This is a genomic window from Bradyrhizobium sp. 149 (genome assembly GCF_023073915.1).
Classification (GTDB): Bacteria; Pseudomonadota; Alphaproteobacteria; order Rhizobiales; family Xanthobacteraceae; genus Bradyrhizobium.
On the sequence record NZ_JADPKK010000013.1, the window covers coordinates 410813 to 423155 of the forward strand.

The window sequence follows — 12343 nt, forward strand, 5'->3', positions numbered from 1 at the left end:
ATGCGCAGCAACCAGGTTGCCGTCGTCGGCGCGGCCGAGACCACCGAGCTCGGTATCATCCCAAATGCCTCGCAGCTCCAGCTTCATGCGGATGCGGCGCTCAATGCCATTGCCGATGCCGGACTGAAGCTGTCGGACATCGACGGCTTCGCCACCGCGGTCGAAACGCCGCAGCAGGTCTGCCACTATCTCGGCATCAAGCCGACCTGGGTGGACGGCACCTCGGTCGGCGGCTGCTCCTTCATGCTGCACGTCCGTCATGCCGCGGCGGCGATCGAGGCCGGCCTGTGCAAGACCGTGCTGATCACCCATGCCGAGAGCGGCAAGTCGATGATCGGCAAGGCGCCGCGCTCGATTCCCGCCGACAGCCTGCAGGGCCAGTTCGAGGCGCCGTTCGGCGTCTACGGCCCTCCCAGCATGTTCCCGATTCCCGTGCTGCGCTTCATGAAGACCTACGGCATCACGCACGAGCAGCTCGCCTCGGTTGCGGTGGTGCAGCGGGAATGGGCGGCGAAGAATCCGCGCGCGATGATGAAGGATCCGATCACGGTCGCAGACGTCCTCAACTCGCGCATGATCGCCTATCCGTTTCGGCTGCTGCAATGCTGCCTGGTCACCGACGGCGGCGGCGCGCTGATCCTGACCTCGGCGGACCGCGCCAAGGATTTTCCCCGCAAGCCGGTCTACATCATGGGGACCGGCGAGAGCGTGGCGACGCCGATGGTCAGCCAGATGGAGACTTTTAATTCCTCGCGCGCGTTCAAGACCGCCGGTCCCCTGGCCTTCAAGGAAGCGGGCATCGCGCACAAGGACGTCGATCATCTGATGATCTACGACGCGTTTGCGCATCTGCCGCTGTTCGGCCTCGGCGATCTCGGCTTCATGCCGCACGAGGAGACCGGCAAGTTCATCGCCGACGGCAACACGCGTCCGGGCGGCAAGCTGCCGCTCAACACCAATGGCGGCGGATTGAGCTACATGCATTCGGGCATGTACGGCATGTACGCGCTCCAGGAGAGCGTGCGGCAGATGCGCGGCATCGCGCCGGCACAGGTCGCCAACGCGAAGATTTCAGTGTGCCACGGCGTCGGCGGCATGTTCGCCGCGTCGGGCACGATCGTGTTTACGAACGAGAGGTAATCCACATGACAAAATCACTGCAAGACAAGGTCATCATCGTCACCGGCGCAGGCCGCGGCATCGGGCGGGAGATCGCGCTGCTTTGCGCGGCGGAAGGCGCCAAGGTCGTCGTCAACGATCCCGGCGTCGCCGCCGACGGCGCCGGCACGAGCGCTACGCCCGCCGAGGAGGTGGTCGAGGAGATCAAGAAGCGCGGCGGCACCGCGGTCGCCAATTTCGAGTCGGTGGCGGAGGCGATCCCCGCCAGCAAGATCGTCAAGACCGCGACCGATCATTTCGGCCGGCTCGACGGCGTCGTCAACAATGCCGGCATCTTGCGCGACATGATCTTCCACAAGATGAGTGTGGAAGCGTTCGAGGCCGTCATCAAGGTGCATCTGATGGGCTCGTTCTACGTCAGCCACGCCGCGGCGCGGATCTTCCGCGAGCAGGAGTCCGGCTCCTTCGTGCATTTCACCTCGACCTCTGGCCTGATCGGCAACTTTGGACAAGCCAACTACGCCGCCGCCAAGCTCGGAATCGTCGGCCTCTCGAAGTCGATCGCGCTCGACATGGGCCGCTTCAACGTCCGTTCCAACTGCGTCTCGCCGTTCGCCTGGACCCGCATGATCGGCACCATCCCGACCGAGACCGAAGCGGAGAAGGCGCGCGTCGAGAAGATCAAGCAGATGGGACCGGAGAAGATTGCGCCGATCTGCGCCTATCTGCTGTCCGATGCGGCCAAGGATGTCTCCGGACAGATTTTTGGCGCGCGCATGAACGAGCTGTTCCTGTTCAGCCAGAACCGCCCGCTGCGCTCGGTGCATCGGAGCGAAGGCTGGACGCCGCAGTCGATCGCCGAACACGGCATGCCAGCGCTGAAGGGCTCGTTCTACAAGCTCGACCGCTCCGCCGACATCTTCCCCTGGGATCCCGTATAAGCGAATTCCAGCTATTGCTGCATTGCGATCTCGGGTTGTCCGGCCCGGGATCGCCCGTTTTACGCCTGATTGCGGTCGGATAGTTTTCTCCCAACAAAAAAATGGGAGGCGACTATGACAAACCCACTGACCATCTCCACTGAAGTCAATGAGCCTTTTCTCGCGCGCCGCACCCTGCTCAAGGGCGCGGCGGCAATCGCGGCGACGGGCGTAACCATGAACGCAGCCCTGGCAGCGTCCGTAACGCCCTTGGGCCAGACGGGTGCACCGACAAGATCGACCGCGCCATTACCCTTGGGGCCACTGCCGGGCAGCCGCTATCCCGACGCCCACCTGGAATCCGCCAAGAAGGGGCCGCCATCATTCGGGCCCTCCGGTTTTCCCGCCTTCGCCGGCACCATGGCCGTCGAGCGCGTCGCAACCGGCTTCCGCTGGGCCGAGGGACCCGTGTATTTCGCGGCCGGACGATACCTGCTGTTCAGCGACATTCCGAACAATCGCATCATGCGCTTCTCCGAGGACGACGGTCACGTCAGTGTCTATCGCCAGCCCTCTATGAACTCGAACGGCAACACGATCGATCGCGAAGGACGCCTGATCACGTGCGAGCATAGTGGTCGGCGCGTGACGCGAACTGAACTCGACGGCTCGATCACCATCATCGCCGACAAATTCAATGGCAAGCGACTGAACTCGCCGAACGATGCGGTCGTCACCGCCGATGGCGCGATCTGGTTCACCGACCCCGCCTACGGCATCGGCGGCTTCTACGAGGGGATCAAAGCCGAGCCCGAGCAGGAGAAGAAGAACGTCTACCGAGTTGATCCGAAATCCGGAGATGTCAAGGTCGTCGTCGACGATTTTGTGGAGCCGAACGGGATCACCCTCTCGCCGGACGAGAAGAAGATCTACATCTGCGAAACGGGATTCACGGACGGACCAGACAATCCATCGCACATCCGCGTGTTCGACCTCGACGTGGCCGCGGGGAAGGTGTCGAACAGCAAGGTCTTTGCAGAGATGCCAAAACCGAGCATTACCGACGGCGTCCGCTGTGACACCGAAGGACGGGTCTGGTGTTCGGTGGGCTGGGGCGATCCCAACGAAGACGGTGTGCGCTGTTATACGCCCTCGGGCGACTTGCTGGGCAAGATTCATATTCCGGAAACAGTCGCTAACTTGTGCTTCGGCGGTCAGCAGCGAAACAGGCTTTATATTTGTGGCTCGACATCGCTCTATGCCGTCTACACGAGTGTGCAGGGCGCGATGAAGCCGTGATAGCTGCTGCGTCGTGGCCGGGCTTGTCCCGGCCATCCACGTATTGCCACGTGCGAAGAACGTGGGTGCCCGGGACAAGCCCGGGCACGACGACTGAGGGTGTGGCAGCCGCCTCGCCTCAACCCGTATTCCTCAACCCCGCCGAAATCCCGTTGATGGTGAGCTGAATCCCGCGCAGCACCTGCTCGTCCGGGTTCTGCGCGCGATGCTCTCTCAGCAGCTCGACCTGCACGTGATTGAGCGGATCGAGATAGGGGAAGCGGTGGCGCACCGAGCGTTCCAGCAGCGGGTTGCCCTGAAGCAGACGGTCCTGGCCCATGATGTCCAGCAGCGTCTCGATGCAGGAATGCCATTCGCGGCGGATGCGGCCGAAGATTTTTTCGCGGAGCGCCTCGTCCGGCACGAGTTCGGCATAGCGCGAGGCGATCGCGATCGAGCTTTTGGCGAGCACCATGTCCATGTTCGACAGCAGCATGCGGAAGAACGGCCATTCCTTGTAGAGTTCTTTCAGGAACGGCATGCCCTTGTCGGGATGCTCCGCGATCCACTGCTCGACCGCGCTGCCGAAGCCGTACCAGCCGGGCAGCATCAGGCGGCATTGCGCCCACGAGAACACCCAGGGGATCGCCCGCAAATCCTCGATCGCCCGGGTTTTCTTGCGCGAGGCCGGGCGGCTGCCGATGTTCAGCGTCGCGATCTCGTTGATGACCGTCGAGGCCCAGAAATAATCGACGAAGCCTTCGGTCTCGTAGACGAGGCCCCGATAGGCCTTGAAGGCGAGATTTGAAAGCTCGTCCATCGCGGTCAGATATTCGCGGCGCGGCGCGCTCTGGCGCGGATGCAACAGGCTCGCTTCCAGCGTCGCGGCCGCAAGGATCTCGAGATTGTTGCGGCCGACTTCGCCATTGGAATATTTCGACGAGATGATCTCACCCTGTTCGGTGATGCGGATCTGGCCGTTCACCGCACCGCCGGGCTGGGCGATGATCGCGTCATAGCTCGGTCCGCCACCGCGGCCGACCGAACCGCCGCGGCCGTGGAACAGGCGCAGCCGCACGTGATGTCGCTCGAACACCTCGACGAGGCCGATCTCGGCCTTGTAGAGCTCCCAGCCAGAAGTAACGAAACCGCCATCCTTGTTCGAGTCGGAATAGCCGAGCATGACCTCTTGCACGCTGCCGCGGCTGTCGACGAGGCGGCGGTAATCGTGCAGCGACAGCATCCGGTCCATGATGGCGCTGGAAGCCTGCAAATCCTCGATGGTCTCGAACAGCGGCACGATGTTGATGGCGCTGCGCCCGGAGGGATGGACGAGGCCGACCTCCTTCAAGAGTACCGCAACCTCGAGCATGTCCGACATGCCCTTGCACATCGAGATGATGCATTGGGGAATGGCGTCCGAGCCGAACTTCGCATGCGCCTCCGCGGCAGCATGGAAGACGTTGAGCTCGCCCATGGTCTCGTCGCTGTACTTGACGAAGGGCGACACCAGCGAGCGCGTGCTGCGCAATTCGTTGGTGAGCAGCGAAATACGCGCGTCCTCGCCGAGCGCGAGATAGGACATGCCGGGGTTGGCGGCGTCCATCAGCTCGGCGATGGTGCGCTCGTGCACCGCCGAATTCTGGCGGATGTCGAGCCGGGCCAGATGGAAGCCGAAGCAATCGACCGCGCGCCGCAGCAGCCGCAGCCGGCCCCGGGCGATGACGCGGGCATTGTTGGAGATCAGCGAGCGGTGCAGCACGTCGAGATCGGCCTGCAGCTCGCTGACGCTGGCGTAAGGCTTTCCCTTGCCGACGGGACGGCGTGTGATCTCGACCTGGAGCATCTCGGCCGTGGCGGTGAGGCGCGCATAGATGCCGGAGACCGCGAGGCGATAAGGCTCGCCGCTCCGGTGCGGCGAGGTATCGGGCGAGCGCTCCGCCAGGGTGCGCAACTCCTCGGAGACGTCGGCGAGATGCGCCGCGATCGACAGCTCGGAGCCGAGCACGTGCAGCTCGTTGAGATAAAACTGCATCACCCGGCTCGACTGCAGCCGCAGCGTGCCGCGCATCACGTCGGCGGTGACGAAGGGGTTGCCGTCGCGGTCGCCGCCGATCCAGCTGCCCATCCGCAGGAACGAGGCGAGCTCGCCGGCCGCCTGCTCGCCGCCCTCCTCCAGCCGGTCCTCCAGCGCGTTGATCAGCCGTGGCACCTCGCGCAGGAACGTGTAGTCATAAAATGACAGGCCGTTGGCGACCTCGTCGAGCACGGTCAGCTTGGTCCGGCGCAGCAGGTTGGTCTGCCACAGCGTCAGCACCTCGCGGCGAAGCTGCTCGTCGCTCGCCGCAATCTCGTCCTCCGTCAGCACAACCCGCTCGCGGCGGTCGAGCAGGGCTGCGATCTCCATCTCACGATCCATGGTGCTCTTGCGACGCACCTCGGTCGGATGCGCGGTCAGCACCGGACTAACAAGCGCGGTCTTGAAGAAGCTGCGCAAGGCCTCGGAGCCGATCCCCGCGGCCCGCGCCTTGGCCAGCGTCTCCGCCAGCTCCCCGGAGCCGCCACGGGTTCCGGCTTCCTTGGCGGCGCTGCGGGCCCGCATCTGGCGGATGTTGTTCTGGTCCTCGGCGATGTTGGCGAGGTGGGAGAAATAGCTGAAGGCGCGGACGATCCGCACTGTCTCCGAGGTCGACATGCTGTCGAGGATCTGCTCGAGCTCGCGGCGGGCGAGCCGGTCCTCATCGCGGTGGAATCGGATCGAGGTCTGCCGGATGCGCTCGACCAGGTCGAACAATTCGGCGCCTTCCTGGTCGCGCACCGTATCGCCGAGGATTCGCCCGAGCAGGCGGATGTCGTCCCGCAGCCGCGCATCTGCCTCCAGCGCCTGGACGTCCTCGGGGCGGTTGGGGCGCTGGTCTTCGGTGTCGGATGATACGGTCTGGAGGGACATCGGTTCGCTCCTCTTCTAGAGCAGCCTATGGCTCCCCGGCCTAACGAGTGTGCAAGTTTTTTGCCGCAGCGCAAGATGAACTTGGGGGCGGCGCGGCAACATCGCCGATCATCCGTGCGCCGCGCTGACGGGCGGGCGCATATCCGCGGTCTCGCGGCGCAGGCGCCCGAGCTTTGCCGTCCGTTTCGCCCTCATCGAGAAGAAAGGGCGCAGGGAAGGCCGGGCGCCGGCTGGCACCCAGGGTCCGCACGCGAAAAACGCACGCGGGGTGACCACAGGTGACGCCGGGACATCCCGGCCTTCCCTGCGCAATGGTTTTACGGCTTATGGCGCGCTCTCCCCGCGGAGCGATGCATTATTGTCCCCGTCGCCTTGCGGATCTCAGATGCGCGCACCCGGTCGGGCAGCTCACACCACCGCAAGCCTTGACGCACAGACCCCGGGCGTCAGGACCACACGCTTTTGCCGTCCGCGCGTTCATCTACGTCGTAGGCGGCTCGCTTCTAAGCGACGAGCTTAGTGTCAAATCTTTCATGGTTCACTTTTATTTCAGCCCACCTCACGTCTTCGCTGTTGCGCTTCTTAGCAGTCTGGTATTTGGCGGGCAGCTGACGCGACGATTGCTGAGACGGCGACGTCTTTAGCGGCTGCCAACACGTTCTGAGCGTCAGCTCAGCGTCATCAGCTGGCATGCCCCGCAAATCCCCTAAGCCGGTACGATCACCTTACCGATCGGCCAGAGCGCGATGCCCGCGAGCTTGAGATGGGCCCAGGCGAACGGGATGCCGATGATGGTCACGGCCAGCACCAGGGCCGTCACGAGATGGCCGAGCGCCAGCCACCAGCCGGCCAGCACGAACCAGATGATGTTACCGATCACCCCGAGCGGGCCGGTGCCGATATCCTCGACACCGGTGACCTCATAGCGATTGACCGCTCGCGAGCCGAACGGCAGCAGCGTGTAGACGGCGATGTTGAACGCCGCCCGCGCCCAGGGCAGGCCGATGATGGTGAGCGCCATGATGACCGCGGCGACCAGCCAGCCGAGCGCCATCCAGGCGCCGCCGATGAGAATCCAGAGCAGGTTGAGCAGGATGGAAACGGGAGCCATGGGACGATCCGGATTCAAGATTGGTCCTATATAAGCTCGAAAGCTGTCGCTGCGAAGACAGTGCCGATGCCCGCAAGCCCTGCCGGGATCGGCCGTTGGATTGGCCAGTCGTTCCGTGCAGATCAGAGTCCCTGGCGGCGACGCCGTTCGGCGCGAAGTGATGCGCCGACGAATCCGACATCTTCGATCCCGCGGTGGATCTCGGTTGAGCAAATCCAGAGCGTGAGTGCGAAAGCGCCAATCGACGTCAAGGCGGTCACGATGACGGGGCTCGAACAGAATGCCCCAAGAAGATTATCGACCAGCGGGAGCCCGCTCGGCCAGCGCGCCATGCATTCCGACGACGCGACGGCCCACCCGCCCAGCAATACGCCGACTGCGTTCGCGCCGGCCAGTGTCGTGACGACGATCGCGAGCCCCTTCTTCATCGAGAGCCCGACATCGACCAGCTTGACGATCGCAGCGCATGCCACCGCAAACATGATCGCCGCGCCCCATCCCGAGACTCCCAGGACTTGGCCCCGTGCCTGACCTGTCAAAACCAAGAGACCGGCTGCGCAGAAAAGCAGAGCAAGGTTGACTTTCACGGCTTCCGGAAACCTGCAGCGAAGCGCATACGCGTTCGCCTTCTCGACGAGGTCGAGCAGCGCGCAGGCAATCAAGCCGGCCGCAAAGCCGCCGAGGTGCACACCCCAGTCGATGCGGGAATTGCTGATCGCGAAAGTCACGTTCAGTCCGATATTGATGGCAAAGAAGTCGAACCGCAGATTGAGCTTGCCCAGAATCGACAGGCAGAGCAGCGCCCCCAGGATGCCCGAAGTGGCGCCGGACGCACCGACCGTCAGGTAAGGGCTCGCATGAATGGCATTGCCAACGATGGCGCCGAACGCCATCGCGCAGAAATAGATGATCAGAAAATAGGCCGGCCCGACCCGCCTCTCGAGATGCCCGCCCCACAGAACCAGACACAGCATGTTGGTCGTGAGGTGGACGAAATTGACGTGAAGGAAGCCATAGGCGAACAGTCGCCAATACTCATGCCGCGGCAATGCACCTGAATACATCCCGCCGTAGCGATACAGCAGTTCGGCGGGCGCCGACGAGCCGCCGCCCGATTGCGTGAGGCAGAGGCCCGAGGCCAGGACGGTCGCCGTCATCACGGCGTAGAGTGCTGCGTGTGGGGCTTCGAAGAAGCCGGGGCTGGTGCGGTAGATGGCCATGAGTCATCGCAAACGAATGTGGCAAGCACCACAACCTAGCCGAGCCGCGCAGAACTTGCTACTCCTGCGTGCGGGACAGGTTCTCGTATCCAGGCGCGCGCCCAAGCCCGCTGGTTTTGCGTTGGGTCAGATCTTCCGCCCGGCCTGCTCCCAATAGGGATCGCGCAGGCGGCGCTTGAAGATCTTTCCGGAATCTTCGCGCGGCAGCCCGGTGCGGATCTCGATGTGCTTTGGGACTTTGTAGTCGGCGAGTGACGCCTTCAGCCGCGTACGAATATCGCCGGCGTCGAGCGTGATGCCCGCCTGCGGCTCGACCACCGCCATCAGCGCTTCGCCGAACTCGGAATCGGGGATGCCGAACACGGCGCAATCGTGCACGCCGGGCACCGCGTGCAGCACCGATTCGATCTCCGCCGGGTAGATGTTGACGCCGCCCGAGATCACCATGTCGCGCTTGCGGTCGCAGATGAAGACGTAGCCCTCTTCGTCGATATAGCCGACATCGCCCGAGGTGATGAAGCCGTCGCGGTCGATCTCGGCGCGCTTGTCCGGCTTGTTGTGGTAGGTGAAATCGGCCATCTCCGGCATGCGGGAATAGATCTCGCCGATCTCGCCCACGCCCAGCACGCGACCGTCGTTCGCCGATGAAGCGCAGCTCGGCGCCGGGCGAAATTTTACCGACCGTGCCGGGCTTCCTCAGTGCGTCCTCGGAGGTCGCGAAGGTGACGGCGCTGGATTCGGTCGAGCCGTAGAATTCGTAGATCACCGGCCCCCACCACTCGATCATGGCGCGCTTGACGTCCGCCGGACAGGGCGCGGCGGCATGGATGATATGGCGCAGCGAGGAGACGTCGTATTGCTTGCGCACGTTCTCCGGCAGCTTCATCAGGCGGATGAACATGGTCGGCACCATGAAGATGGTGTCGATCTTGTAGCGCTCGATCAGCCCGAGAAGTTCTTCGGGCTCGAAGCGCGGCATCAGCACCAGCGCGCCCCCGAGCTTGCCGGCGCGGATGCCGAACGAGTTCGGCGCGGAGTGATAGAGCGGGCCCGGCAGGATCACGCGAGCACCTGGCTTCAGCCCGTAGATCATCGCGCGCATGCGCTCGCCGGCTGCCGCCTGTTCCGGCGTCGGCGCATTGCGCCGCACGCCCTTGGGATGGCCTGTCGTCCCCGAAGTGTAGATCATGTTCATGGGCTGCGGCACGACCGGGCCGTCATAGGGCTGGTGCTGCGCGAGCCAGGATTCGAAATCGATCGCGAAGTCCGGCGTCTTCAGATGATCGGGATCGATCTTGTAGTTGGACAGGATCTCGGGGGGCGTCGGCACGCTGAGCACGGTGACGCCGCGGGGGATCGCATTGCGCAGACCGTGCAACATGTCGGCATGGCCGATCAGCACGGACGTGCCGGTGTCCTTCAGGATGTAGTCGATCTCCTCCGGCTTGAAGTGCCAGTTGATCGGCACGCCATAGGCGCCGAGCCGCATCGCCGCATAGGCTGCCTCGAGGAAAGCGATGTCGTTGCGCATCAGCATGCAGACACAATCGCCCTGCCTGACGCCGAGCTTGCTGAGGCCATTCGCGATGCGGTCGGCGCGGCCGGCGACGTCGGCATGGGAGCGGCGGCGCTCGCCGGAGACAATGCCCAGAAATTGGGAGGTTTCGCTCATTTGTTTTTCTTTGTTGTCAGATGTCAGTTAGTCGTCATCACCGGGCTTGTCCCGGTGATCCACGTTCTTGCTTCGTCGCCTTAGGCTAAGAACGTGGATGGCCGGGACAGGCCCGGCCATGACGGAGAACGTCAGTCCGCAAACTTCGGTGCGCGCTTCTCCAGATTGGCGCGCACGGCCTCGGTCTGGTTCGCGCTGCCGATCAGCTTCTGCTGTTCGACCGATTCAGCGAGCAGCGCGGGGCCGGGATCAACCGAGAGATTGTTGAGCAGGCGCTTTGCGGCGCGGACCGCATCGGGGCTCTTGCCGGCGATCTCGCGCGCGACTTCAAGCGCGGCAGTGCGCGGGTCGTCGCAGATGCGCGTGGCGAGACCGTAAGCCATCGCCTCCTGCGCGGAGAAGATACGGCCGGTGTAGGTGAGATCGCGCAAGATGTCGTCGCGCACCAGCGAGGCCAGGATCGGCGTGCCCGCCATGTCGGGCACCAGACCCCATTTGATCTCCATCACCGACATCCGTGCGTCGGGGGTGAGAAAGCGCATGTCGGCACCCAACGCGAGCTGGAAGCCGCCGCCGAAGGCAACGCCCTGGATCGCGGCGATCACCGGGACCGGAAGCTGACGCCAGCCCCACACCGCCTGTTGCGCAAAATTCGCCTGGCCATGCGTGCGCTTGGTGAGATCGCGATTTTCGCCACCCGGAATTCCGTTGCCGCCCTTCTCCTTCATGGCGGCAAAACGCCCCATGTCGAGACCGGCGCAGAAGGCGCGGCCCTCGCCGGACAGCACGACGGCGCGCACGCCCTTCTCCTTCGAAAGCCGGTCGGTTGCGGCCACAAGGGCCTCGAACATGGCCAGATCCAGCGCATTCATCTTGTCCGCGCGCACCAGGCGAACATCGGCCACACCTTCCGAGATCGAGATCGAGACGCGCTCTTCCATGGATGAATTCTCCCCTGGTTCCTGGCTGTTCTTGTTCGGTGCCGCTATACAGGACGACGGCGGCCGGATTTAGTCAATCGATCAATTAACCGACAATCGCGACAGGGGAAACAGCCATGTTCAAGGAAAATCTTCTGACGGGACGGCGCATCCTCGTGACCGGCGGCGGCACCGGGCTCGGCAAGTCGATGGCGGCGCGCTTCCTCCAGCTCGGCGCCGAGGTGCACATCTGCGGCCGGCGCAAGATCGTCTGCGACGAGACCGCGACCGAGCTGATGGATCAGTATGGCGGCCGCGTCACCAGCCACGGCGTCGACATCCGCAACGCGCTCGCGGTCGAGGAGATGGTCGAAAACATCTTTCGCGATGCTCCCCTCACCGATCTCATCAACAACGCCGCCGGCAATTTCATCTCGCGCAGCGAGGACCTCTCGCCGCGCGGCTTCGACGCAGTCGCCAACATCGTCATGCACGGCACGTTTTACGTGACGCATGCTGTCGGCAAACGCTGGATCGCCTTGAAGCAGCCCGGCAACGTCGTCTCGATCACCACGACCTGGGTACGCAACGGCTCGCCTTACGTGGTGCCGTCGGCGATGAGCAAGTCCGCGATCCACGCCATGACGATGTCGCTCGCGACCGAATGGGGCCGCTACGGCATCCGGCTCAACACGATCGCGCCGGGCGAGATCCCGACCGAGGGCATGAGCAAGCGCATCAAGCCGGGCGACGAAGCCGGCGCGCGCACCAAGGCGATGAACCCGATGGGCCGCGTCGGCACCATGGAGGAATTGCAGAACGTCGCGGTCTTCCTGATTTCCGGCGGCTGCGACTGGATCAGCGGCGAGACCATCGCCATGGACGGCGCCCAGGCGCTGGCGATGGGCGGCAATTTCTACCAGCTCCGCGACTGGAGCGACGACGATTGGGCCAATGCGCGGGACAGTATCAAGGCGCAGAACGAGAAGGATCGGGCGCAGCGGGGGTGATTTCTCGTCGCTCCACACTGGCGCGTCGTCCCGGCAAAGGCCGGGACGACGACGCAGCGAGAGCGGTGCGCGCGCACTCCCCTCGTCCCATCTTGTCATCGCCCGCGGATGACGCCACACTCCGCGCTAGAAAAACAAACGCC

The 12343-nt window shown here is 64.0% G+C and carries 8 protein-coding genes and 1 pseudogene; 4 read left to right on the plus strand and 5 right to left on the minus strand.

The window, feature by feature from the left end; all coding sequences use genetic code 11:
• The 3 genes from IVA88_RS07320 to IVA88_RS07330 all read left to right on the plus strand — a co-directional run bounded on the left by IVA88_RS07320 (position 1) and on the right by IVA88_RS07330 (position 3338).
• Complete coding sequence (locus IVA88_RS07320) at positions 1–1140, plus strand: thiolase (RefSeq protein WP_247496608.1); 1140 nt, start codon at positions 1–3, stop codon at positions 1138–1140.
• A 5-nt stretch (positions 1141–1145) separates the two neighbouring features.
• A complete protein-coding gene (locus IVA88_RS07325) occupies positions 1146–2060 on the plus strand; it encodes an SDR family oxidoreductase (protein WP_247496609.1) in 915 nt (304 codons plus the stop codon).
• A gap of 114 nt (positions 2061–2174) precedes the next feature.
• Positions 2175–3338, plus strand: a complete 1164-nt coding sequence (locus tag IVA88_RS07330) for an SMP-30/gluconolactonase/LRE family protein (RefSeq protein ID WP_247496610.1) — start codon at positions 2175–2177, stop codon at positions 3336–3338.
• Between the two features lie 118 nt (positions 3339–3456).
• Here the strand turns inward: IVA88_RS07330 and ppc are convergent, their stop codons facing one another.
• The 5 genes and pseudogenes from ppc to IVA88_RS07355 form a co-directional block, all read right to left on the minus strand.
• Positions 3457–6267: a phosphoenolpyruvate carboxylase gene (gene ppc, locus IVA88_RS07335; RefSeq protein WP_247496611.1), complete on the minus strand. Its 2811-nt coding sequence runs from the start codon at positions 6265–6267 to the stop codon at positions 3457–3459.
• Between the two features lie 706 nt (positions 6268–6973).
• Positions 6974–7378, minus strand: a complete 405-nt coding sequence (locus tag IVA88_RS07340) for a YccF domain-containing protein (RefSeq protein WP_247496612.1) — start codon at positions 7376–7378, stop codon at positions 6974–6976.
• Positions 7379–7500: 122 nt separating this feature from the next.
• Positions 7501–8598, minus strand: a complete 1098-nt coding sequence (locus tag IVA88_RS07345) for a rhomboid family intramembrane serine protease (RefSeq protein WP_247496613.1) — start codon at positions 8596–8598, stop codon at positions 7501–7503.
• Between the two features lie 126 nt (positions 8599–8724).
• Positions 8725–10270: pseudogene (locus IVA88_RS07350) on the minus strand (acyl-CoA synthetase).
• Positions 10271–10401: 131 nt separating this feature from the next.
• A complete protein-coding gene (locus IVA88_RS07355) occupies positions 10402–11211 on the minus strand; it encodes a crotonase/enoyl-CoA hydratase family protein (RefSeq protein ID WP_247496614.1) in 810 nt (269 codons plus the stop codon).
• 116 nt (positions 11212–11327) lie between these two features.
• Here IVA88_RS07355 and IVA88_RS07360 point away from each other — a divergent pair, with 116 nt between their 5' ends.
• On the plus strand, positions 11328–12200 hold the full coding sequence (locus IVA88_RS07360) for an SDR family oxidoreductase (RefSeq protein ID WP_247496615.1): 873 nt from the start codon (positions 11328–11330) through the stop codon (positions 12198–12200).
• Positions 12201–12343 lie beyond the last annotated feature (143 nt).

What these genes read in the sequence shown, in the direction of transcription:
- IVA88_RS07320 (WP_247496608.1), top strand. Translation starts at nt 1, where the DNA reads ATGCGCAGCAACCAGGTTGCCGTCGTCGGCGCGGCCGAGACCACCGAG.
- IVA88_RS07325 (WP_247496609.1), top strand. Translation starts at nt 1,146, where the DNA reads ATGACAAAATCACTGCAAGACAAGGTCATCATCGTCACCGGCGCAGGC.
- IVA88_RS07330 (WP_247496610.1), top strand. Translation starts at nt 2,175, where the DNA reads ATGACAAACCCACTGACCATCTCCACTGAAGTCAATGAGCCTTTTCTC.
- ppc (WP_247496611.1), bottom strand. Translation starts at nt 6,267, where the DNA reads ATGTCCCTCCAGACCGTATCATCCGACACCGAAGACCAGCGCCCCAAC.
- IVA88_RS07340 (WP_247496612.1), bottom strand. Translation starts at nt 7,378, where the DNA reads ATGGCTCCCGTTTCCATCCTGCTCAACCTGCTCTGGATTCTCATCGGC.
- IVA88_RS07345 (WP_247496613.1), bottom strand. Translation starts at nt 8,598, where the DNA reads ATGGCCATCTACCGCACCAGCCCCGGCTTCTTCGAAGCCCCACACGCA.
- IVA88_RS07355 (WP_247496614.1), bottom strand. Translation starts at nt 11,211, where the DNA reads ATGGAAGAGCGCGTCTCGATCTCGATCTCGGAAGGTGTGGCCGATGTT.
- IVA88_RS07360 (WP_247496615.1), top strand. Translation starts at nt 11,328, where the DNA reads ATGTTCAAGGAAAATCTTCTGACGGGACGGCGCATCCTCGTGACCGGC.